The following is a 23,332-nucleotide window of genomic DNA, read 5'->3' on the forward strand; positions in this document are numbered from 1 at the left end:
GACTCATTATGCGTTGCGCGTGCCCCACAACATCAGCTGACGCGGATGTTGTGGGGATTGGATTAGATCAATGTTGGATGACATTGGCCTTGTTGAAATAACCCACTTGTGTGACCGTTGCAGTTTGGCCTGAATGCCTTTGCATCACGTTGGCAACGTTGTAGCCGCCAGTTTGTGATACGGTTGACGTCAGGTCTTTGCCGTATTGGTCGACTGAAGCGAAGTTATGGCTTCCCGATTGGGTGATGATGGAGCTGTCGGGATCACCGCCGGTACCACGCTGCACGCTAACGGCTTTGTTGCGATGGCCGCTTTGTGTGATGGTGGATGACACGTTATGGCCTGTTTGGCCAATATAGGCGTCATGCCCCCAGCCGCTGAGCTGATTCACAGCGGCAACCTGGTTGGTGCCGTCAACGGTAACGGGATAGCCCGGCCAGCAGCCGAACCAACCACAACCACCGCCAACCAGGGCAGTTGTGCCACCCTGTTCGATTACGACTTTACTGAAGTCAGCGCTTTGGAAAACGTCGGCACTGGAATTCTGTACGTTTTCCTGGTTAATGTAGTTGTCGTTGTTATTACCCCAACTGGTCAGAATATTGGCGGTTGTAGACTGGGTGTCTTGCTGGATCACCACGTTGTCATTGAAACTGCCATAAGTTGTAACCGTTGCCGCCGCATTCTGATTGTCATACTGCTCAATCGATGAATCGTTGCCGAAACCATTTTGGTAGATGGTGGCGGTATTTTCAGCCATTGCTGATGACGCGACGCCAAATGCAAGGGTTAACCCGCAGGCTAATGAAGTCAGTTGATAAATACGCATTGCTACTCTCCTGAATAAAAGACCAGATTTGCTGCACCAGGATTCTGCCGGTCTTGGTAGCAGGCCTGGTTTGCCCGAAGGCAAGCTTTATTGCGATTGCGGGAAATTGGCGGTGTCCGGGCCGGTATTTGCGACTGCGTCGGCTGTCTGTATTGGGACGGAGTAGTTGGTTTCTTCGCGCAGATAGTCCTGGATAATCGGCGAATTCCAATCCGTTTCATTAAGCAGAGTCCATTGGCCGTCTTTCAAACCCTTCACCGTCAGATAAATAACGGCCGACTCAATGGCTTCCTTCACGGCTAATTGCGCGGGTTCGTTGCGGGTAATGCCGCCTTCAATTTCCAGAAGGTCTTTAAAGTTCACGAACTTGAAAACGCTGGGGCGCACCTCATACGAGAAAATGGTTTTGGTTGTAGATACCGACTGCAGAATTTGGCCTGACCGGATGTCAACGCTACGCAGTGCAATCGTGACTTGATCCACCCGATACTGTGTCGAGAGACCAACGCCCAGAAAGCGCGCGCCCAGGCCGCCGGTTCTGACATTACTTTCATAGGCGATAACGCCACCGTCGATGAGAATCGAGGCGGGAACGAGTGCTGGAATTTGGATGGCGGGCGCGTTTTTGTCTTGTGATCCATCCAGGGCACGAACAATACGGCGTTCGGTTAGGAGCTCTTGAAGGCTTTCGCGCTCAACGGGTGTGAACCAGCCTGAGTCTTTCAAGGCTTTAATCAGAATGGCCGCCGCACCTTGTGTGACCGCTGTCGAAAATGAGCTGTCGGGCGCGGCTTTGTACTGACCGGTTTGATCTCTGAACCCATAAACGGCCACCACGATTTTTCCTTTGGGCGGTGGCAACTTGAACAAGTCGTGTGTCGACGGCGTGGCAGGCGTGAGTTCGGCCTGGTTGGCCACTTCAGCCGGTTTTTGTAGCGGGGCGCAGGCGCTTAGAGCGAGGCAAAGCAAAGCCAAGCCAAGTTTGGCGCCTTTCGGGAATGATGTGCGCGCTTGGGCATGAAGTGCTTGGGTATTCATTGTGTCACCTCGAAAGTTGTGCTGCTGCCGGTGGTTTTGTCCAGCGTATTAATGGCTAACGTGCCATTCCCCGTATCGCTGATGGTGATAATGAAACTGCCTGTCTCTACCGTGCCGGGCACCAGTTTTCCGGTGACCGGATCAAATAAGTTCGAGGTCGCGGCGGAAGTTAATCGCGATAACACCGCCCGTTCGAGACTTTCCTGGAAGGCCTGTAGAGGCGTTTGCTGGCCTTCTAACGGTGATTGGTCGTCCAGGTCAGGGTCAGTGTGTTTATTGGTTGCCAGCGCGGAGTTAAGCAACACCGAGCCGTTCAACGGGTTTCCGCCAAAAGAGGGGTTGAGGGGGTAGTACACCAGCTCAGTCGCGTTACCGCCGACATGCGTGGTGCATGCCATTACGGCGAAGAGGGCGGCGAGATGACGTCGACGGTGGATTTTGGTGTTCATGATGTTTTCTCCGGGGTTCACAACTCTTCGTCGGCGAGATCCTGGCTTTGTATTAGCGCTTTGCGAATCTCGTTTTCGATAATGTTTCGATGCACAATCTCGGCCGCTTCCTCACTAATTTTTCTAGCGGCCTGGCGTGCAGGGGACAAGAAAATACGGAACATCTGATTGCGTTGATACTCAATCCAGATTTCGCTTCCCCAGCGTGCCGAGGGCCGCTCGTATACGGTTAGCGTGTAGCGGTTGTCACCATCCTTATGTCTCCAGGCGGTCACAAAGTAGTGATAAAAATCTTTTCCCAGTACCGTCACTGTTCTATTAATTACAATGCCGGTTAGAGGGTCCTCCAAAAGGCGCCGGCTTTCTTTTTCGGCGTCCGTACTTCCGTTAAGGCGGCCATTGCCGTTTTCAGGCGTATCGTTTGTCGCCCACGCGGCAGAAGTCGCCAGACACAATGTCAGCGCCAGTAATGTGGGCGAAAGAAGCAGCTTTGCGTGTGCGGCTTTCATTTCAATAGTCCTTAGAGGCAAATGTTTCAAAGGTCCGAGCAAACTTACAAACATTCAAACTTTGCGCATAATTTGAAATTCGCTTTTACATTTATGATTTCATGATAAGGATCCGCGCGGCCTTACACATTCGGTAAAAGAACTAGAACGGGAAAGTTTTTAGACGTACGCGGATTGAATTAAGGAATTAGTTCAAATGGCCGATTGAGAGTGTGTCGGGCACGCAGGTTGTCAGGCAATCAAACGCAGGTTCGGTGGGGGTGATAGCGGTGTTTGTACTTCGCTGATTTCGCCGTTCTCTTCGTGATGTATGACCGAAAGCGCACTGTCTTGCAGTCTTATTACGTCGTGCGAAGGAAGATGAAAGGATGAGGACAACGCTTCGCTGGTAATCGGCTTTCCCGAGGCTGTTTGGCGAGGGCAATACCGACTTTTGTTGTAGAGCGACCAGGACGTCAGGGCCACGACAGTAATCAGGAAAATTTCAACGAACCAGAGAAAGGCGGTTGGATTTGACAAATTTGAAAGCGGTGGCGGAGTGACTGCGCGGGCATCGTTTATGCAGAGATAGAGAAAACCTGTCCATCCCAAAGCGGTTAGTGTGCTGTCAACGATCCGCGTTACGCGTGAACACCGGGTGTGTAATAAAGTAATCATGGTTGCTCCTTGATTCCGCGATCCGGGCTGGTCCAACGGGCACGTTGACGCCGGAGTCGCAGCATGACGTTGGGGAAACTGCAAATAGTGGTGGTAAGGCTGATCAGCCAATACACAAACGGGTACCAGACAATCCAATAAAGAGAATGTGTCAGGCCCGGCTCATAGCGCCGGTCGATCAGGGTACTGATGCCAAACTGAAACAAGCAGACAAATGCCAGGATCAAACCGGTGTAGGAGGGGGGGAGTAATTCTGCGACGCTTAATTGCGATGGCAGACCGAATACCTGCCCCCAAAGCCAAAGCACGGCCAGAACGGCTAGCGAAAAGGCCCAAAATGTTGAGAGGGCGTATTCAAGCATCAGAAGCCACATGCGATGATGCTTCCAGTTGAACAATATCGGTAAGTTTTTAAGAAAGACTTCAGCGCCGCCGCGAGCCCAGCGTAAGCGTTGCTTCCAAAGTCCACGCAGCGTTTCGGGCATCAGGATCCAGCAAAGGGCGCGAGGCTCGTAAAATACGCTCCATCGTCCTAACTGCAGCTTCCAGGTGATGTCGATATCTTCGGTGATCATATCCAGACTCCAGTAGCCTACGTCGTGCAAGGCACTGCGACGGAACGCAGCCACTACTCCCGAGACACTGAAGAGCCGGCCGTAAATGCGCTGGGTGCGTTTAATTAACCCGATGATTGACGAGAACTCTCCAACCTGTATGCGGCCGATCAGCGTTGAGCGTGTGCGGATACGGGGGTTGCCGGTGACGGCACCGACGGTGTCTTGTTGAACCAGGGGTGCCACCAGGTACTGGCAGGCGTCCGGCTCAAGCATGGCGTCGCCGTCAATGCAAACCAGATATTCGCTTTTGGCGGCCAAAGCACCCATACGCAACGCCATTGCCTTACCCTGGTTGTGCGCCAAATGGATAACGCGAATTTTGGTATTGAGCGTGGCATAGTGCTCACATAGTGCCCCTGTGTTATCGGTTGAGCCGTCATCGATGACGATAATTTCGATGTTTTGGTAACGCTGACCGATTGCGGCATCCAGGGTATCCAGAATATTGTCACTCTCGTTGTGACAGGGAATCAGGATGGAAATGAGAGGCTCACCCTTGAGCACAGGGGGCGGGGCGCCGGGGCCCCATTTCCAATGTCGCTCCCATTTCCACCAGAAGAACAATCCTCCGGCGACCCAAATCCCTGACATAGTCAACGGATAATAGAAGACGAAACTGCTTAAATATTGGCTTGTGGCTGCAAGAATGACGCCGGCGGGCGCGCCGAGCATAATGAGCAGGATGCCAAATGCGATTATTCGTTCAGTCATTTCAGTGGGTACCATGCGTTGGAGAAAACGGGGCGAATCACGTCCATTCGAGGGCGATCACGCAGGAAATCGTCATAGCTGTATCCGTAACTCATGTGTCCTCGTAGTTGGAGCTGACGCATGGCTTGGGCAAGGTAGGTGCTTTCGTGATCCGCGCTTGCTCCTGCGTCGGCGCCGCTTGAGTGACGGTTAACCTGTTGGTTTGCGGTAATGAAGCTGATAATGAGCCGTTGCGCTGAAATGGGAGACAGGTTCAGCTGCCGGGATATCTGTTGAATGAGCTGCGCAGACTCGTTTTTTTGACCGGTTATAGACGCGAGCTCCAGTACTACCCAGTCATGTTGTTCCAACATTGAAGATAGAACGCTGAGTGTTTGAGGTTGAAGCTGTTGAGTCGTGTCGTGGTAGCCTGCCTCGGCCGTTGCCGCGGTTTTCAGTTCTTGCCCCCGAATCGCACGCATTCTTTGTGTGATGGTTTGTGTAAGCTGCGTGTCTGCGTTATCGCGATAATGGATTCCGGCAAAAATGGCGTTACGTGCCAGGTCTTCAAACAGGGTTAGGGTGTCGAAATCGTTGCGTGCCACCTTTCTGACTGCGTCAGGCGAAAGCGATGCATAGACGTCAACAAATGCTCGGCTACGCAGTTGCCAAGCTGTGCGGTTAAGCAAGTCGGCGCGAAGGGGAAGCAAATGGTTGGGAAAGTAAAGTGCGTCCGGATTCCCATCGAAATTGGTGTCGGCGTCGGCATCCAGAAAAATGGTGGTAATTTGCAAGTCGGCGATACGTTGAATCAGTTGGCCCAGTTTTTGGTTCATTCTGTCTGGATCGGTGTCATACACATCATCCAGACGCACGTGGGCTACACGCATTATTTGCGGCTTTTCCTGCGCAACGACAGCGTTTGCAAAGCTGGGTAGCACAGGATCATTTGAAATGAGCAAACGGGGAACATGTGTGAGATTGCTCGTGTTTCCAAGCCCATCTTCCAGCGTCAGCAGCATTGAGTAGCCGCCGTTCTGAATTTCTTGCGCGGCTAACCCGCTACTGGTTCCGTAGGGCCATACCCATACTCTTGGTGGGCGACCGGTGGCGCGGGTAATCTTTTCTGAAATGGCGGCAACATCTTTGGAAATACGTGCCCGGTAAGCTTTGTCTGATTCGTAAGTTGACGTGAGCGGGTTGTAAAAGCGGGCGGCTGCGGCCGGTTGTAAATTTCCCTGCGGATTGGCTTGTATTCCGAAATGCAGATTATTCGAGTGTGCCGCAACTTCAACCAGTCCGGAGCGAGACATTTCCGTTATCTGAGCCCAGGTCAGGAAGCGCTCCCGTGGCACATCGAGATCACCGAAGCGCACACTGGCTCCCGGAGGCGGATCCGTCCACACGCCAACGGGGGCGACAACCGCCGGCCACTGATAGGCTTTCAGAAGAGGGTAAACATACTGGTAAAAGCTTTGATAGCCGTCGTCGAACGTCAGCAGAACCGCTTTGTCGGGAAGAGAGGTTTTGCCGGCCTTTGCGTCTAGTATTTGGTCGATGCTAACCGGAACGTAGTTGTTTTCTTGCAGCCAGGAAAACTGTTGCCTTAAATGCTCGGTTAGAACGCTGACGAAGGTTTGATCCGGGCTTGTGTCTTCAACGTCGTGGTAGGCAAGTACCAGAAAATGATTTTTGGGCCAGGGGGCTTCGGTAACTGCTCGTGTGCGTTGAGCCGGGGGCGTGTACTCGATGTCGCTTTGTTTTTCAAAGTTCTGGCACCCACCTGCAAATGCCAGTACACAGCTTATAAAAGCAGCCTTAATAGCAGGGCGATAGGTTGAGAATAGTTTCATCATAATGCCCTCTAGAAGCGTAAACTGATGTTCAAAGCCAGGCGGAGTTCTTTTTCTTGTTTGCCGTCATACGGTCGTCGAATGCCTAAAATGGACGACGAGATCTCCAGGTTGCGATTGGCGCGCCAACTGATGCCGTATCCAATGGCTGCCATCGGTCCGGTGCCGAAGTGTTTCTGGCTGTATGAACCTCCCAGTAATTGCACGTAGTGCTCCAGCCGGGATTCATATCGTTGTTCAAGCAGGTGCGTGAGTCGCACCCCGGCGAGAACGCCAAAATCGGCTTTGGGGTTGTAATAAGGTGTGTTCTCTTTGGTGTTCGACGAGGCGGATACTTCTATTTCCCCGTCCAGACGTACGGTGGACCATTGTTTGATCGGCTCTTTGCCGTATATACGTAGTTCAACCCGGCGGTTCCCATCGCTGAAGCGTGAGGGCGCCACACTGAATGTCCATTCCCGGTAGGTATTGGGGGCCCAGCGTATCCAGGCTTGTGCCGAGTTGGTGCTAATGTTGTCGGCAAGGGCGCGCAGCGGTGTTGCCGGGGTGCGCCACGCAAGGGCGCCGCCCACTGTCCAGGCGTCGCTTAGTTTTTGTTCGAAATTGCCGTATGCCCCTGTTTTTTGGCCATAACCGTAACGCTGGCTGATCAGGCCGGCTTCGATTGTTGTATTGCCGGCGCGCCATTGCGCACCGCCTTTAACCCATCGATTACGTAAGGGTTCGTCATTGAACGTTGCGTTGGTTTGACCCGCGCCAACCAATGCGCGCCAGTTCGATGCGATTGGAGGACTGTAAAGGGTGGTTTCCAACGCGTGCTCACCGCTGCCGGACACGGGGCTGTCGGAACTGAAGGTCTTCTGCGCGCCAATAAGCAATTCCCATTTCTCATGGGTCGCCCAGTCCTCTTGCAGGTGCTGGGTGGTTTTGAGTTCGGGGTAATGCTTTTGGGTGAATGCAACCAGCTCTTGCGCTTGGTCCCATTCTTGAAGGGAAAGGGCGGTTTGTGCCTGGGCGGCGAGTAAGTCAGGGTTCAGTGGGGCAAGGGCTTCCGCCTGCTTTAACGTAAATTGGGCGGCTCGGGGGTGCCCGTATGCACGCTGCGTGTTAGCCAACTCTATTTTTAAGCCGGCATCGCGGGGAGCGCTTTCGGTTAAAGTCTCCAGACGCTCAAGGGCCAGGCCTGGGTCGTTATGAAATAAGGGAGCAACCGCCCACGTGCGCGCAACTTCAAGGTATGAATCGTTGGGCAGGGGCTGGCTTACCCCAGGCAATCGACGCCAGGGCGGTTCTTCGGTATAGGTGGTTTCAATCAGCGCATAGGCTTCCGTCCAGCGGCCTTGCTCCTGCAGCGCATAATAGCGCCCGATTTTTTCTTTGATGACCTCGGAACGGTCACGAGGAGCAGCCGCATTCGTTATCAGGCTGGTTTGGTAAAGTGTGGCGGCTTTTTCGGGTTGCTCAAGGTAAAGATAGGCATCACCAATTTCATTTAGAAGGTAGGCCGGTATAACGATATTTTGTGCACGCAATTGTTCATAAGATTGAACCACCTCGACCATACGTTTTCTGGCGTGCAGGGCCTGGATGCGGTCAAAAAAGATTCTGTGATTTGTTGTTTCCGTAACCGATATTTCATTGTTGGCTTCAAGTAGCGCGTCGTAGATTTCCAAAGCGCGATCGGCAAGCCGATATCGCTCTGCTTCACTTCGTGCTGGAGCCAAAGAGAGTCTTGTCAGTTCCGCTGCGTAATCAACTGTCAGTTCGCGCAGCAGGTCGGCGGAAATCGAGTCGCGATGCTGTTGCGCCAGTGCATACGCAACGCTTGAAAGGCGTGCCGCGCGCAACGTTGCAATGTAGGTTAGAAGTGTGTTGTTGTCTGCGGGCTTTTGTTCATAATCATTTTGAGCGCGCAATAATGCAGGTATGTCTGACTGAGCGGGGCTCTCTTGCTGGTCGGCAATAGAAACTCCGATGCTTTGAGCGCCGACGGATTGCGTTATCAGTGCACCAAGAACAAACCATAGTAAGGGGCGGAGCATGCTCATTTTTCCTTGTTTTTTATGACAACTTGATACAGCTTGTATGAAGCAAACTATAGGTATCAAAAGAGCATGGTGAAATGCGCAAGATGACGTACACCATTGCGCGGTAATGCTTGATATAAAAGGGTTAATTTGTTTGGCGGAGGCCGAACCGATTAGCCGGAAAAATGAGGAAAAATCTATGCTAAAATCACGTTCTTTCGGGGCGTAGCGCAGCCTGGTAGCGCACTTGCATGGGGTGCAAGGGGTCGAGTGTTCGAATCACTCCGTCCCGACCAAATATGAAAAAGGGTTACAGCATTGTTGCTGTAACCCTTTTTTTACTTTTTAAGCACGTTTTCGTAGTTTGAGTGGTTCACTGGCGCAAAGCCAAGAGCTTGTTGAGAATCAAGAAAGCGGCTCAATTTTTGCCCGCTGTTAAGTAATAGATTCTTTATTTGAGTTTTCAGGCTTTCACATATCGACGCACTGAAAACATAGGGGTCATAGTGCAGCGGCGCCGATTTCCACAAAACGGTTAGCTGCTCTTCGCGCATTTTTCCTTTTTTGATATAGTCGTCGGCGCGTACGCTTGCAACAAATGCAGCATCGACGCGGTTATCCAGCAGGGCGTCGATTGAGCGGTCATGTGAGCCTGTGTAAATAAGAGACCCAAAGAAACGCTCCAGATTGCCATTGCCAAGGTTTGAAAAAACACGCCGTGGCAGGATAGCCCCGGAAGTGCTGGACGGTTCGCTGAAGGCAACATCTTTGCCTTCCAATTGGCTGATTGTTTCAATGTTGCTGTCGCTGTGCACCAATAGTATCGAGTAATAGTAATTTCCGGCAGGCGTAAAGCGTCCTTGTTCAATGGTCAGGCTGGCGAACGCTTCAATACGTGGTTCTTGAGCATGCGCCATTAAATAGCCTGCCGGACCCAGCCAGGCAATATCGATGCCGCCTGAAATCAACGCTTGAATGACACTGTCGTACGATTCTGCATGAACCATTTCAACCGGAAGATTCAGGTGTGCACTTAAATACTGAATGAGGGGTTGATATTCTCGGGTGAGCGTTTCCATGGGTTTTTTTGGAATAACGCCGATGCGAATATGCTCTTGGGAACAATAAGGGGGCGTTGCTCCGGCGGCAGGCGTGATGCCTAGATGAAAGAACAATAATACAAATAGAGTCAGCTGCTTTAACATTGCGTTAGAGGGTGAAAGGATTTTTCAGGATAGCGTGGCGTGCTCGCCGGCGAAGGAAGTCTCAAGGGCCAGTATGGCGTTTGGTTCCAGTGGTCGACTGAAGTGATAACCTTGCGCAAGGTCGCACCCCGCCAGTTTCAGATACACAACCTGCTCCAGCGTTTCAACGCCTTCGGCGACAACCTGCAAGTTCATTTTTTTTGCCAGTGCAATCGTGGACGACACGATGGGGCTGTCGTCGTGACGATTCGATAGTGGCGCAATCAGTTTGCGATCAATTTTGAGTTTCGTGATAGGCAGGTTGTACAGATGTGCAAAACCTGCATAGCCATGCCCGAAGTCGTCCAAACTGATTCCGATGCCGTGACGGCGCAAGCGCTCAAGGTGATGAAGCGCTTTTTCGGGGCGGTTTAGGATGGCGGTTTCCGTAATTTCCAGCTCAATTGTTGAAGGAGAAATTTGGAAATGCTCCAATGAATCAAGCACCATGCTGCTGAAGTTGTCGGAGGCAAGTTGTAATGCCGAGACATTGATGCTGATGTGTCTTTCATAACCTTCTTGCCGCCAGGCTTTCAGTTGTTCGCAGGCCAAACGCAGTACTTCTTCACCCATTTCGATAATCAGCCCGCTGCGTTCGGCGATTGTGATGAATCGGTCTGGGTAGATCATGCCGTGGTCCGGATGTTGCCATCGAACGAGCCCTTCATAGCCTACGATGCTCATTGTGTCCAGGTCGATCATCGGTTGGTAATGCAACACAAACTCGTGTTTTTTCAGCCCTTCAATCAATGATTGCTCAATTTGAAAGGCTTCCAGACTGCTTGTATTCAATGAGGGGTCGTAGAATCGATATTGCCCGCGTCCGGATTGTTTTGCGGAATACATGGCGTTGTCGGCGCTACGTATCAACTCGTCGATATTTTGAGCGTCGCGTGGGCATATTGATACGCCTATGCTTGGGCTGGTATTGAGTTCAGTACCATCAAGTGCATAGGTGTCGGAAAGGCGTGCAACCAGCGTTTGCACCCAGCTTGTAATCGTGTTCTCGGTGCGATCACCGGCCAGCAAGATCACGAATTCGTCGCCCCCGAACCTTGCAGCGTAATCGCCGGGCTCCAAAAGCCGCTTAATACGTCCGGCCACCGCCTGCAGAAGTAGGTCACCTGTTTTGTGGCCTAAGGTGTCGTTGATTGATTTGAAGCGATCAAGATCAATAAACAGCACGGCGAGTAATTTTCGACAGGCACGTTGTTGGGTAATGACGCGTGTGCCGATCTCCATAAGTTGACGGCGGTTGAAAAGGCCGCTTAGGTGGTCGGTCGACGCGGCGAGACTGCTGCGTCGATGTGCGGTTTCAAGCCGTTCAATTAGTGCCTGATTGTCGTCTTGTGCATGGTGCAGCGCGCTAATGGTTTTCTGTTGCTCGCTGATCATTTTCAATAACCAGGCCAGAACGCCGACCACGACACTGGTTAGTAATAGGTAAATCCATTTTTGTTGTTGTTCACGCGCTTCGATGGGAGCCAGAATATCGCGATATTGTTGGCTAACGGCCACTGTCCAGCCAAGTTCGGGTTTGCTGCTCAACAGGCTTTGATAACTTTTGGAATTCAACTGCGGTCCTGATGCCAACACCCCACTATGGTTGGTGCGGAGTCGTTCCACATTGTCGCGGTCCAATAATTGAATAATGCCGCTTTGGCCCAAATGAATATCTTGATACAGACGCGTGAGGTATCCGACGTCCATTTCTATATATAAAACACCGGTTAAGGATTGAGCGTCTCCGTTGACAATGGGTAACAAAAGTGGAAGCTGCCATTTTGGCGGTGTTGACTTTCCCGACGCCTCAGTGGGGTCTTTCTGATGTGTTTGCGTCGGCAGGAAAACTGTGTCGCCGTATTGGCGCAATTGATTTTCAACTTGTGTCATCCACGTTGAGGGCAATGGTGCACGGTCCTGCTCATGACTGCTCAACCAATAACGGCCCTGTTTATCATAAAGCGTCAACCTGTTGAAGATGGGATCTTGAGCGAGAATGCGCGATAAGTTACGTTGGAGCAGGATAGGTTGCCATTGGCCGCCTATGGCTGAGTGCCCCAAAGCCTCAGCGCGATCACCGATCTGTCGAAGGTGTTCGGTAATGATGATGGCCAGGTTTTTATGTTCAGTGGCACGGGTGTCCAGGGCTTCTTTGTAGGCGATCTCGTATTGGCGAATATGTGAAACCCAGAGAAACGACAAAAGCGATAGACCCAGAATAATAATGACCCAATGGATCGGGCTATTGGAAACAGCAAAAGAAGGGCGCACTGCATGAAACCTCTGGAATGGGCAGACCGTCGCGGTATGAATTCTCGATATTATTTCGTGACAGTGTGACGCGCTTGTTAAAGCGCGTTATCTGTGTGACAAAAAAAAGAAATGACTTACCCCACTTGGAAAGTGGTTTCAGGATAGCGGATGTGGCCCCGGCGTTTGGCGCTTAGGCTGTATATGAGGGCGAGCGGCCCTAATCGGCCGACGAACATCAACAAAATAACCAGAATCTGGCTTGCCGGTGAGAGTGTCGGCGTTAAGTCCCGGCTTAGACCTGTTGTGCTTATCGCTGAAACAACCTCGAACAGAATGCTGATGAAGGGCGCAGACTCAAAGAGGGTCATCAGCAGCGTGGCAAAGAAGGTCAATAATGACGTTATCAACAACAGTGCTAATGATTTTTGAACGGTGTCCTCAGAAATGGCGCGATTCAACAATGTGGGTTGAGCGTGTTGGAATATATAGGCTCGAGCCGCAGCCACTAAAACAATGAAGGTGCCTATTTTGATTCCGCTGGCCAAGCTAAGCGACCCGCCGCCAATAAACATGAAAAGCATCATCAAGACGGTGGTGCTGTCGTTCAGCTCGCTTATGGCGACGCTATTGAAACCTGCAGTTCGAGTGGTAATGGTTTGCAGCCACGCCGCCAGTGCTTGATCGCCCATGCTTAACTGGGCGAAGGTCGCCGGGTTGTTGCGCTCCATAAGCCAAATCAAACAAAAACCAATGATGTTCAACGCCAGTGTGCCAAGAATCACAATGCGTGTGTATGGCATAAGCCGGCGCCAACTTCGTTTTTGACGCACGTCGTGAATGACGGAGAATCCGATTCCGCCCAGGATAATGAGTATGGTTGTGCCCAGAATAATAACGGGGTCACCGGCGTAGTCGATGATTTGTGTGGTTGAAATTGACATGCCGGCGTTATTAAATGCGGAAATGCCGTGAAAAATACCCTGGCCCAATGCCTGCAGAAAAGGGGTGTTTTGCCACCACCAAAGTGTAAAGACGGCGATTCCGACTATTTCAATAACAAAGGTTATTTTGATAATAGCGTACGCAATTTGCCTGACGGTTGAAACGCTTGTTTGATTGAATGCTTCCTGAGCCAGGGCCTGGTGTTGCAAGCTAATACGCTTACCCAATGCCAATGCCGCGGTGACCGAGAGCGTGACAAAACCCAACCCGCCAATTTGCACGAGCCCGATAAGGATTGCCTGGCCGACTGGTGTGTAGGTGGTGCCGATATCAACCGTTGTCAGCCCTGTAATGGTGACGGCGGAAACGGCGGAAAATAGTGCTGCAAGCGCAGAAACGCCCTGGTGTGTTGAAAAAGGCAATAACAACAGCCCCATGCCAATCAGGCTGAGTATGGCAAAGCCTGCGGTTAGAACGAGGGGCGGGCTGACATTGATGCGCCCCGTTTTCTTTACGCGCCGGTAGGTGTAGAGAGTGTGTCGTGGGTGCCAGTGTCGCATGCAGGCTGATTATTTTCAGGTTAAGGCCGGGGCGATAAGTTTTAAAGCATCAAGTTGGCCTGCCAACACCATGACATCTTTGGTTTGCAAAGTGAAATCGTCGGCCGGATGTACGAAGATTTCCGCTTTGCGTTTGACCAGCAAAACATGTATTTTTTCAGGCTGAGCGCCCAGGAAATCGTTGAGTTCTGCGTTATTCAGCGTTTCGCCAATATGGACTTCAACCACGAATTGGCCGTTGCCTAGCGAAATGTAGTCATCCACCATCGGGTAGCTTAGGGTTTGGGCGGCTCGCACCCCCATTTCGTCTTCCGGATGAATAATTCGTTCCACTCCCAGTTTGCTAAGAATGGTGTGATGGGCCCGCGATGTGGCTTTGACCCATATTCTTTTTACACCGGCGCTTTTTAAGTGGACAACACACAGCAGACTGGATTCGAGATCCGCCCCGATGCCGACCAGAACGACATCGTAGCCATCCAAGGCAAGTTCATCAATGGCTTTTCGATCAGTAGCGTCGGCAATAACGGCTCGGCTAAGCTGATCGGCATATTTATTAACCAGTTTTTCACTGGAATCGATACCAATGACATCGTGACCCAGTTTCATTAACTCAAGCGCGGCTGCGGATCCGAACCGACCCAGGCCGATGACGGCGAATTGCCCCATTTCTCCCCCTTGTTTATTTGACCATTGTAAAGTGGTGAGTCAGTTCTAAGCGCACGAATGTGTCATTAGTCCCTATAAGTAGTGTGTCTTTTTTCAATTTGTGTTAATTTCATGGTATTAGGGTAAACCATTATCGGGTTGAGTGTATGAACTGTCTTTTCGAGCCTGTCCAGTTGGGCGGTCTTGCTTTAAAGAATCGTATTGTTATGGCGCCGCTTACGCGAACGCGTGCAGCACCGAACCGGGTTCCCAACGAACTCATGCGCCAATACTACTGCCAGCGGGCGGGGGCGGGTTTGATTATCTCCGAGGCCACTTCTGTTTCCGCTCAAGGGGTGGGTTACCCAAACACCCCCGGAATTTGGTGCAAATCGCAAATTGAAGGTTGGAAACGCATTACCAACACGGTTCATGCACATGGCGGGAAAATGATTTTGCAATTGTGGCATGTGGGGCGTGTATCCGACCCCGAGTTGCTCAACGGCGAAATTCCGGTGGCTCCCAGTGCCATTGCCTGCGAGGGTGATGTTAGTTTATTGCGGCCAAAACGGCCATACGCCACGCCACGGGCCCTGCATCAAGCGGAAATCGCAAGCATTGTTGCCGATTTTATGCAGGCGGCGCGCAACGCGCGTGAGGCCGGCTTTGACGGCGTGGAAATTCATGCGGCCAATGGTTATCTTATCGACCAGTTCCTGCACAATCATTCAAACCGCCGAACAGACCATTACGGCGGCTCTGTGGAAAATCGGGCTCGTTTTTTAATGGAAGTCGTGGAGGCCTGTTGCAGTGTTTGGCCGTCCAGCCGGGTGGGGGTGCATTTGTCGCCGCGAGGTGATGCGCACAGCATGGGTGATGACAACCCACAAGCGTTGTTTTCTCATGTGGCTGAAGCATTGGGCGAACAAGGCCTGGCGTTTTTGTGTGTTCGCGAAAGTGAAGGGCCGGATAGCCTGTTACCTAAAATTAAAGAATTATTCGGTGGGCCGGTGATTGCCAACGAGAACTTTAATTTTGACACGGCTGACGCAATGGTTGCGTCGGGCCGGGCCGAGGCGGTGGCCTTTGGGCGCCCCTTCATTGCCAACCCCGACTTGGTTGAACGGTTCCGAAGGCAGGCCTCGTTAAATGAGCCGGTGACACAAACCTTTTATGGCGAGGGAGCCGGCGGATATATTGATTATCCGGCGTTGGAACCGCTGCGTTGTGATGAAGAGGCTGCCTGATCGGGGCGCGGCCATATAATTTTGAACGTGGCAGTGGCTGTAACCAGAACGTTACCCTTATCATCCACTGCCCGACCTTCGCAAAAAGCAATTGACTTTCCCATTCGCAGGCAGCGAGCCTCGAAAACGACATCGCCGGTCGCCGGAGCAAGAAAATGCGTGGCCATATCGATGGTTGCCATGCTGGTAGACGGATCGTTGGCACGCGCTGCTGCGCTAAGCGTAAGATCAAGTGCACTCATGAGTGTTCCGCCGTGAATATCCCCGCGGCTGTTGGTTAAGTCGGCACGCCAGGGCAGACGTGTGCGGGTGAGCTCCGGGGAGAACTTTTCGGGCTGCAGACCAATACACTGCATAAACGGTATATTCAGTCCGAAGTAGTCCACACTTTCTTTCGACGGGTTAGTCATTGTGCAAGCTTTTGTTTAACTTGTGCGGAAATGGCGCCCATTTCGGCCCGGCCGGCCAGTTCTGATTTAACTATTCCCATGACCTTACCCATGGCCGCCGGCCCCTCAATACCTTGGCGGGTCACTTCGGCAATGGCCTTGTCGATGACGGCGTTGACTTCTTCCGCAGCAGCTTGTTTGGGCAGGAATTCTTGCAAAATGGAAAGCTCCGCCTGTTCTTGAGCAGCAGTTTCAGTGCGGCCGGCTTTTTCAAAAGCGGAGATTGACTCCCGCCGCTGTTTCACCTGCTTTTCAATAATAGCGAGAATCTCGGCATCGGTGAGCTCCCGCCGTTCGTCGACTTCCTTTTGCTTAACAGCGGCTTGTAGAAAGCGGAGTGTGCCCAGGCGGGCGCTTTCTTTGGCCTTCATGGCGGTTTTGATGTTGTCGGCAAGGTCTTGCTTGAGCGAGCGGCTCATGGTCGTTTCCTGAAGATGGGTTGACGAAGAGGTTATTTTAACGGCTTGTACACGCGTTAATGGAAGTCGCGACTTTTTACTGTTAAGCCTTGAATTAAGTGATTCAAATTCACCAGGCGATGAGCGATTAAATGACAGACTGTTTCTTGACGTTGCCATACGCCATAGACGCCCAACAACTGGGAGTCTAGTAACTCAGAGCGCTGTTTCCGGGCCAGTGCCGGCCTGACGACAACATTCACAATACCTGTTTCATCCTCGATGCTGACAAAAATGATCCCGTTTGCGGTTTGCGGCCGTTGACGAATGGTAATCAGGCCACAGGCGCGTGCCAGACGTTTGTTTGGGTAATGTTGGAATAAGTTCTTGGCGGTGGTAAAACGAGCGAGTTCGGGTTGCGCTCGTAATAGTGCAACAGGGTGGCGCCGTAAAGTTAAACCGGTGGCGGTATAGTCGCTTAGCACGTCCTCGCCTTCGTTTGGGGGCGTAAAAACGGGGGTGTTGTCTTCCAGAACAGGCGCATGTTGCAGTAAATCGTGAGTGGGTAGCAAGGCGCCGGCCCAGCGTGCCTGGTAACGGTGGCCGGCCAGACTATTTAACGCATCGGCTTGCGCCAGTGCCTCAGTATCATGACGGGTAAGCCGTGCCCGGGTAACCAGATCATGGATGGAGGAAAAAGGGGTATTCCGGGCCGTCTCTATACGCCGGCCTGCATCATGGCTGAGCCCTTTTACCAGATGTAGCCCTAATCTGACGCCCTGCGATGATGCGTGCGTTTCCAAAGTACTTTCCCATTGGCTGTGTTGGATATCGATGGGTAGAACAATGACCTGATGGCGCTGCGCGTCTTGCACTAATTGGCTGGGCGCATAAAACCCCAAAGGCTGCGCGTTCAGCAGGGCTACAAGGAAAATGGCGGGCTCATGACATTTTATCCAGGCGCTGGCATAGGCTAAATTGGCAAAGCTGGCGGAATGGCTTTCAGGAAAACCATATTCACCGAATCCTTCCAGTTGCCGCAAAATCAATTCAATAAAGTGGCTGTCGTATCCACGTGACAACATCCCGCTGATTAAACGCGGCCGAAAGTGGTTGATGCCGCCTTTGCGTTTCCAGGCGGCCATGGCGCGACGCAGTTGATCGGCCTCGTCGGCGGAGAAGCCGGCGGCGGTCATGGCCAATTGCATCGCTTGCTCCTGAAAAATCGGGATACCCAGTGTGCGCGACAAGATATGTTCCACTTTCGGGTTGGGGTATTGAACCGGTTCCCGCTTCTGGCGTCGTCTTAGATAAGGGTGCACCATATCGCCCTGAATGGGGCCGGGCCGTACGATGGCAATTTGAATGACCAGATCATAAAAGGTGCGTGGTTGCAGCCGTGGCAGCATACTCATTTGCGCCCTGGATTCAATTTGAAAAACGCCGATGGTGTCGGCCTGGCTGATCATGTCATAGGTTGCCTTATCTTCCTGAGGAATACGGTGTAGGGGGAAGGGTTGCTGATATTTCCGGCTTAACAGTTGCAAGGCCTGTTGCAATGCCGACAACATGCCTAGAGCCAGTACATCGATTTTCAGTAAACCCATGGCATCAAGATCGTCTTTATCCCATTGAACAATACGACGATTCGGCATGGTGGCATTTTCAATGGGCACCAGTCGGGTCAGGGTTTGATTGGCGATCACAAACCCGCCGGGGTGCTGCGACAAGTGACGGGGAAACCCCAGTAACGATTGCGCTAAAGAAGCCCAGGCCTGAACACGAGGCAAGTTAGGGTCGAGGCCTTGTTCAGCCAGTTTATCAATGAGCGTTTGTGTTTTATCCCAGTAGCGGCAAGACCGGCATACCTGGTTAATGATATCGGCTTCAAAACCCAATGCTTTACCGGTGTCGCGCAAAGCACTGCGATGCCGGTACGTAATGACTACGGCGGTTAAAGCCGACCGATGTCGCCCATAGCGTTCATAAATATATTGAATGACTTCTTCCCGGCGCTGATGTTCGAAGTCTACGTCGATATCGGGTGGCTCATTGCGTTCGGCACTGATGAACCGAGCGAACAGGGCATTGCTGTGCGCAGGGTTGACCGCGGTGATACCCAGGCAATAGCAGACCGCTGAATTAGCAGCTGAGCCACGCCCCTGACACAGAATGTTGCGTGAGCGGGCAAACTTGACGATATCGTGTACGGTTAAAAAATAAGCCTCATATTCAAGTTGTTGAATGATGCCCAGTTCGTGTTCCAGTTGTTGCTGAACGTTGTTGGGTATGCCGTTGGGATAACGTTGCTTTGCGCCCTGGTAAGTGAGTTCGCGCAGATGTGTTGCCGGATGACGGTTTGCAGGTATTGTGTCGCTTGGATACTGATAGCGAAGCTCATTCAAGGAAAATTGGCATTGCCGGCTGATGTGAATGGTTTGCGCCAAAGATGAGGCGGTAAAACGCAGCCCAAGCTGGAAACGTTGAAGCAGATAATGCTCGGCATTCTGGGGTAGGGCGTAGCCGCAATTTTCAATTGTTTTACCCAACCGTATCGCGGTTAATAACTGATGCAACAGGCGTCTGGAGCGTTTGTGCATGTCGGCCTGTCCCAAAGCCACAAGGGGAACACGCCAATGCTGTGATGCCTGGGTAAGTTGTTGCTGGTGTTCAGTGTCGTGGGCGGTTAACTGGTGGGTGAGGCCAAGCCAAAGCCGGCTTTGAAAAAGGGTGCGTAGTGTATTTAAGGTCTGCTGCCAGTTTGTTTCAGGTGGGTGCAGCCAGGGCTTAAAAACAAGCAGACAACCCGGCAAATGACGTATTTCCGGAAATTCAGGGGCACCGGCCGCCAAGTCATGCAAATTCAATTGATAGCCGACTTTTTTGTGTGCCCGGCTACGCGCAAGGGTAATAAGCTGGCACAGGTTGCCGTAACCTTCTTTATTGGTCACGAGTACCAGCAATTCTCCACAGCGATGCTGGTTCTGATGCAACAGGAAACGACTGCCGATAATTAAATGCAAGCCGCATTCCTGCGCCTTTATGTGCGCTCTGACAATGCCCGCCACCGAACACTCGTCGGCCAGGGCTAAGGCGCTGTAACCGGCTTGGTGCGCTTGTTGTACCAGCTCTTCGGGGTGGGATGCGCCTTGCAGAAAAGTGAAATTCGATAGGCAGTCGAGTTCGGCATAATCGGGTAAGGTTGAGTGTGACGTTTTCATGATGAAAAACAAAGCTTATGCAAAAACGCCATGCAGGAACCAATGGGCTTTTTGCTGATTGGTTTGAATGCCTTTATGTTCGCGAAAGATCCAGAAATGAATATGGTGTTGATTACGCGCAATGAAATAATCGCGTGCCAGGTAAGGTTCAAGCCATTCGCTGCAGTCAATACGTTCAGGGCCTTGTAAAAGCGTTAAAACCTCGCCCTGATAAACGGGCTGGTGATTTCGAATGGCCAGAGCAATGGGCTTGGCGTACAGCCAGAAAGGACGAACCGGCCAACCGCCGGCAGGCTCGGCAGGTAAAGGTGTATACCCCTGAGTTGCCAGAGGGCGTAATGAAGTGTTTTGCCATTGATTGGCTTGTTCAGGACGGTGCAAAGCCTGAGGGTTGGGCGTTGATATTGCGTTAGGCCCCAGGCGGGCTTGGAGCAGATCGAACAAATGGGCTTCGTTTTGCTGCCATTGCGCCGGGTCGGGAAAAAGCGAAGGGGTGTTGTTCTGCGGCAAAGGGCATGTGGCGGGAATATGCAGGGTAAGTGCAATAACCGGAGCAGGCAGCTGTAAATTCAATAAAAGTTGTTGCAAGACTGCCTGAAAATGGTCTGTGTGCCAGCCGGGTTGCGTAATGCATACTTTTAAAAAGCCTGGTGGTTGGGCTTTACGGCCTTTTTCATGGTGCAGCAAAATATGCAAAACGGAGCTGGCGCAACGATGTTGTGCAAGCCACTGACAGGCCTGAGCCAAAAGTGCCGTAAGGGGGGGCTGTAATTGGGGTGCTTGTTGAACATGATAAGCAAGCTCATGGTGACATCGCCAGGTACTGGCAGGCTGAATCCAGGTGAAGTGTTCCGTTGTGCGGGCATATGCGGCGTCGACTGCTTGAATGAGCGCCGGCGTTGTACGTTGTTGCAACCCTGCGCGTGGCAATTGACGTAATTGGCCAATCGAATAGCAGGCGATGCCGTGCAGCCAGCCCAGATACGGTTGAGCCTGTGGGATAACGGATACCGGCAATGTATTGAGTCTCCGGTTTAATTGCGATTGTTGCAGAATACGCCGGCGTGATGTGACTGTTTGCCATGTCAGCCATTGTGCGCCCGTAGCGGTGGGTGCCATGGCCAGAATCGGCCTGACAGGTGCCATACGACAGTGTTTTTGAAGCTTTCCGGCCAATGCGCGGGCACCGTTAAACAATGACAGACTGGCTTGCACATTAAGTACAAGCGTGTGTGGCGCCGCCAGAGCCATGTGCGGCGTGTAACACTGCATTTCCTGTATTAACCAGTTCAGGGCCGTATGGAAATGCGGTGAATCAGGAGGTATGTACAGGCTGATCCAACACGACATGGTTTGAACCCTGGGTTTGGTGAAGGGCTTCTTGCTTGAAGGTAAATGATGCTCCTTTCTTGAAGGATAAAGGCAGGAATAAAGGCGCGACATGCGTTGGCCCTTGCCGCTTGATAATGCTGATGTGAATACCGTCCGGTGCGCCTTGCAGGCTCAGGCGTAACGGCGCCGGGCTGGCACGTTGTTGCTGTTGTTTTTGGCCCAGACCAAAAAATAGTGCAGTACTGCGTTGTGCGGCCAAATGTAGTTTGCGCGCAGCAGCCAGGGAAATAGGTGAGGGCAGCCATAGCAAGAGTGCGGCACAAGCATCGTGGCGCAGAATTTGTTCGGCTGTCCATAAAACCTGACTGGGTTGGTTGGGATGTACCCAGACCAGCTTGTTAGGATTTAATTGCCAGTGCAGCCAACACAGCGAATTTGGAACAAAGGGACAATTCAACATAATGATGCGTCTATGGGTGTTGTTTACAACCTGTTTTAAAGCCGGGGTTAACAAACTGATTTCACCCGAGCCTGTTTGCGTTGGCAGTATTTCAATGAATGTGCTGTTGGGCCAGCCACCGCCGGGCAACTCATCATTCAGTACGGTATAACCGGTTGACACAATGGGTTGACGGCCTTGCGCCAGTTGTGACGCACGCCAGAGCGCAGGGTGAATTTGAACGGGGGCCGCCTGAGCTTGAGATGCCGATTTCATGTTTGCATTTTACTGTATATATGTACAGTAAATAAAGTGTCTGATTTATGCAAGAGGCGTTGCGGCTTTTCGGCCGGCGCAACGCTACGCATTATGAAAGCCGGCGGTTTTTTCGTATCATGTCTTTATGAGTGAATATAAAGATACTTCCATTCCCGAGCCCTTGGTTTTTGCACCGGCCCATCAGGCTGCACAACAGCTTTTTGTTTTACTGCACGACAATGCCGCCGATCCGGCTCAATTGGAGGTGTTGAAAAAAAATCTAATGAAAGCTTTTCCTCAAGCCGTTCTGGTATTGCCATACGGACCTTTACGGTCGGAAGAGGCCGTTCATCACTGGTTTGACCAGACTGAGCTAAGTGAATATAACTACATTGGGCGTGTAGAGCGTGCGCTACCCGATTTGATCCGTTATGTACAAGAGGTGCAGGCTCATTTCGAACTGACAGGCGAGGCAACTGCTTTGGCGGGGTTTGGGCAGGGCGCCACGATTGCGCTTGAAGCCTCGCTGGCACAGCCCGACCTGGCAGGTCGGGTGCTTGCTTTCTCTGGTTGTTATGCCCGCATGCCGACAGAAGCGCCGCCGGCTACCACATTGCATCTTCTGCATGGCGAAAATGATCCCATTGTGCCGAGCTCAGTCATGCAAAGTGTACATAATCAACTGGCAGGCCTGGGGGGTGACTCAACGTTGGATATTGCCTCATCAGTGGGGCATGAGTTGCATGAGGCGTTGGTAAAACAGGCGGTGTATCGCTTGCAAACTTGCGTGCCCTTAAGAAGCTGGAAAGATGCCTTAAATGAATTGCAGTCGCGTATGGCCTCCGATCAACCCGCATCCTCAGTGCCGCCCGGAACAACCCTTCACTGAATTGACCAATGCCAATCGTGGCGTTCTGTTTCCAGGCCTTGCGGGTTATACGTTAGCTCACTGAATATCGCCCGCCCGTTACGATGAACGGCAATGACGCTGGAGCAGCGGGTGCCATAATTAGGGCTGATGATGAAGGGGCTGCTTAGAAGACGTTCTCGTTCAAGATCAAGGCCTGTATCGGGCAATAAATGATCGGGGGCGGGGGTTGTATCTTTCAATAATTCAAATACCCGGTTAATTGAGCGTTCCAGGTGCTCAATGGGGAAATGTCCCAGTAACTCACGTAGACGTTCAGTTTTGGGCCAATCCGTATCCAGTAAGTGGTTCGATAAAACATAACGCCCAGAGCCCAAGGGCTGAACATCGTGAGGATTGGCGGTTTGGTTACCCACGTAGACAGCCTGGGCTGCTTGGCCCACGATAAGGTTAAACCCTTGATATCGGTGGCCCTGTTGCGCGACGGCGCGTGCGTAGGTGTCGGCATGTTGGTTGCCGGTTAAAAAGTTTTTGACCAGTTCGCCGCGCGAAACGGGTTGTTCAGGCCCTTGCAGGCGTAAGTCACGAAAATTCGTTAATAGCGCAAAGCGGCCGGTGCGGCTAATGCCCAGCCAGGTGCCCCCCGCCACTTCATCTTTACCCGCGATGACGTCCGGATGGCTCATCCAGGGTGCGGCGGTAAGTGTTGGTCGGGCATGAAGTTCGTCGCGATTGGCCGCAATGAATAACGGCCAATCGGGGTGGGCGTTTAACGCCAGGTAAGCAATGCACATAGGCCGG

20 protein-coding genes and 1 tRNA gene are annotated in these 23,332 nt (G+C 52.0%); 3 read left to right on the forward strand and 18 right to left on the reverse strand.

What is annotated here, in order from left to right; genetic code table 11:
• Positions 1 to 67: 67 nt before the first annotated feature.
• The 8 genes from G9Q38_RS10395 to pgaA form a co-directional block, all read right to left on the reverse strand.
• A complete protein-coding gene (locus tag G9Q38_RS10395; protein ID WP_119517016.1) occupies positions 68 to 829 on the reverse strand; it encodes a hypothetical protein in 762 nt (253 codons plus the stop codon).
• Positions 830 to 916: 87 nt separating this feature from the next.
• Positions 917 to 1,867 carry a CsgG/HfaB family protein gene (locus G9Q38_RS10400; RefSeq protein WP_166130673.1) on the reverse strand — a complete coding sequence of 317 codons (951 nt, stop codon included), beginning with the start codon at positions 1,865 to 1,867 and terminating at the stop codon, positions 917 to 919.
• Positions 1,864 to 2,316, reverse strand: coding sequence for a curli assembly protein CsgF (locus tag G9Q38_RS10405; RefSeq protein ID WP_228276114.1), 453 nt, complete (start codon positions 2,314 to 2,316; stop codon positions 1,864 to 1,866). Before G9Q38_RS10405 ends, G9Q38_RS10400 begins: the two co-directional genes overlap by 4 nt.
• 17 nt (positions 2,317 to 2,333) lie before the next feature.
• A complete protein-coding gene (locus G9Q38_RS10410) occupies positions 2,334 to 2,825 on the reverse strand; it encodes a curli production assembly/transport protein CsgE (RefSeq protein ID WP_166130675.1) in 492 nt (163 codons plus the stop codon).
• Between the two features lie 231 nt (positions 2,826 to 3,056).
• Entirely contained in the window at positions 3,057 to 3,482 is a 426-nt protein-coding gene (pgaD, locus tag G9Q38_RS10415) for a poly-beta-1,6-N-acetyl-D-glucosamine biosynthesis protein PgaD (RefSeq protein WP_166130678.1), read from the reverse strand.
• Positions 3,479 to 4,810, reverse strand: a complete 1,332-nt coding sequence (pgaC, locus tag G9Q38_RS10420) for a poly-beta-1,6-N-acetyl-D-glucosamine synthase (protein ID WP_166130680.1) — start codon at positions 4,808 to 4,810, stop codon at positions 3,479 to 3,481. Before pgaC ends, pgaD begins: the two co-directional genes overlap by 4 nt.
• Positions 4,807 to 6,645, reverse strand: a complete 1,839-nt coding sequence (pgaB, locus tag G9Q38_RS10425) for a poly-beta-1,6-N-acetyl-D-glucosamine N-deacetylase PgaB (RefSeq protein WP_166130683.1) — start codon at positions 6,643 to 6,645, stop codon at positions 4,807 to 4,809. Before pgaB ends, pgaC begins: the two co-directional genes overlap by 4 nt.
• 8 nt (positions 6,646 to 6,653) lie before the next feature.
• A complete protein-coding gene (gene pgaA, locus G9Q38_RS10430; protein ID WP_166130686.1) occupies positions 6,654 to 8,684 on the reverse strand; it encodes a poly-beta-1,6 N-acetyl-D-glucosamine export porin PgaA in 2,031 nt (676 codons plus the stop codon).
• Between the two features lie 204 nt (positions 8,685 to 8,888).
• Between pgaA and G9Q38_RS10435 the strand changes: the two genes are divergently transcribed.
• Positions 8,889 to 8,965: transfer RNA gene (locus tag G9Q38_RS10435), tRNA-Pro, on the forward strand.
• Between the two features lie 42 nt (positions 8,966 to 9,007).
• Here G9Q38_RS10435 and G9Q38_RS10440 read toward each other — a convergent pair.
• The 4 genes from G9Q38_RS10440 to G9Q38_RS10455 form a co-directional block, all read right to left on the reverse strand.
• Positions 9,008 to 9,874: a phosphate/phosphite/phosphonate ABC transporter substrate-binding protein gene (locus G9Q38_RS10440; RefSeq protein WP_166130689.1), complete on the reverse strand. Its 867-nt coding sequence runs from the start codon at positions 9,872 to 9,874 to the stop codon at positions 9,008 to 9,010.
• A gap of 24 nt (positions 9,875 to 9,898) precedes the next feature.
• Positions 9,899 to 12,187 carry a bifunctional diguanylate cyclase/phosphodiesterase gene (locus G9Q38_RS10445; protein ID WP_166130692.1) on the reverse strand — a complete coding sequence of 763 codons (2,289 nt, stop codon included), beginning with the start codon at positions 12,185 to 12,187 and terminating at the stop codon, positions 9,899 to 9,901.
• 116 nt (positions 12,188 to 12,303) lie between these two features.
• The gene (locus tag G9Q38_RS10450) at positions 12,304 to 13,671 is read right to left on the reverse strand and encodes a TrkH family potassium uptake protein (protein ID WP_166130694.1); all 1,368 of its coding nucleotides are present in this window, start codon (positions 13,669 to 13,671) and stop codon (positions 12,304 to 12,306) included.
• Positions 13,672 to 13,686: 15 nt separating this feature from the next.
• A complete protein-coding gene (locus tag G9Q38_RS10455) occupies positions 13,687 to 14,340 on the reverse strand; it encodes a potassium channel family protein (protein ID WP_114421607.1) in 654 nt (217 codons plus the stop codon).
• A 146-nt stretch (positions 14,341 to 14,486) separates the two neighbouring features.
• Here G9Q38_RS10455 and G9Q38_RS10460 point away from each other — a divergent pair, with 146 nt between their 5' ends.
• Complete coding sequence (locus G9Q38_RS10460; RefSeq protein WP_166130697.1) at positions 14,487 to 15,566, forward strand: alkene reductase; 1,080 nt, start codon at positions 14,487 to 14,489, stop codon at positions 15,564 to 15,566.
• On the opposite strand, the gene G9Q38_RS10465 is transcribed toward G9Q38_RS10460, so the two are convergent.
• From G9Q38_RS10465 to imuA, 5 genes are read right to left on the reverse strand one after another with little or no spacing between them, the layout of a single operon-like run.
• On the reverse strand, positions 15,521 to 15,976 hold the full coding sequence (locus G9Q38_RS10465) for a PaaI family thioesterase (protein ID WP_166130700.1): 456 nt from the start codon (positions 15,974 to 15,976) through the stop codon (positions 15,521 to 15,523). The two genes, G9Q38_RS10460 and G9Q38_RS10465, sit on opposite strands and share 46 nt — an antisense overlap.
• Positions 15,973 to 16,434 carry a GatB/YqeY domain-containing protein gene (locus G9Q38_RS10470; RefSeq protein ID WP_166130702.1) on the reverse strand — a complete coding sequence of 154 codons (462 nt, stop codon included), beginning with the start codon at positions 16,432 to 16,434 and terminating at the stop codon, positions 15,973 to 15,975. The genes G9Q38_RS10465 and G9Q38_RS10470 overlap by 4 nt, the downstream gene beginning before the upstream one ends.
• Positions 16,435 to 16,490: 56 nt before the next feature.
• The gene (locus G9Q38_RS10475; RefSeq protein WP_166130705.1) at positions 16,491 to 19,634 is read right to left on the reverse strand and encodes an error-prone DNA polymerase; all 3,144 of its coding nucleotides are present in this window, start codon (positions 19,632 to 19,634) and stop codon (positions 16,491 to 16,493) included.
• Between the two features lie 15 nt (positions 19,635 to 19,649).
• A complete protein-coding gene (locus G9Q38_RS10480) occupies positions 19,650 to 20,984 on the reverse strand; it encodes a DNA polymerase Y subunit UmuC family protein (protein ID WP_166130708.1) in 1,335 nt (444 codons plus the stop codon).
• The gene (imuA, locus tag G9Q38_RS10485) at positions 20,950 to 21,681 is read right to left on the reverse strand and encodes a translesion DNA synthesis-associated protein ImuA (RefSeq protein WP_166130711.1); all 732 of its coding nucleotides are present in this window, start codon (positions 21,679 to 21,681) and stop codon (positions 20,950 to 20,952) included. Before imuA ends, G9Q38_RS10480 begins: the two co-directional genes overlap by 35 nt.
• A gap of 127 nt (positions 21,682 to 21,808) precedes the next feature.
• On the opposite strand from imuA, the gene ypfH reads away from it, so the two are divergent.
• Positions 21,809 to 22,552 (forward strand): esterase, encoded by a 744-nt coding sequence (gene ypfH, locus G9Q38_RS10490; protein WP_166130714.1) that lies wholly within the window; start codon positions 21,809 to 21,811, stop codon positions 22,550 to 22,552.
• Here ypfH and G9Q38_RS10495 read toward each other — a convergent pair.
• Positions 22,546 to 23,325: an NRDE family protein gene (locus tag G9Q38_RS10495; protein WP_166130717.1), complete on the reverse strand. Its 780-nt coding sequence runs from the start codon at positions 23,323 to 23,325 to the stop codon at positions 22,546 to 22,548. The two genes, ypfH and G9Q38_RS10495, sit on opposite strands and share 7 nt — an antisense overlap.
• Positions 23,326 to 23,332 lie beyond the last annotated feature (7 nt).

The sequence above is a fragment of the Pusillimonas sp. DMV24BSW_D genome, from assembly GCF_011388195.1.
GTDB classification, from domain to species: Bacteria; Pseudomonadota; Gammaproteobacteria; order Burkholderiales; family Burkholderiaceae_B; genus Neopusillimonas; species Neopusillimonas aestuarii.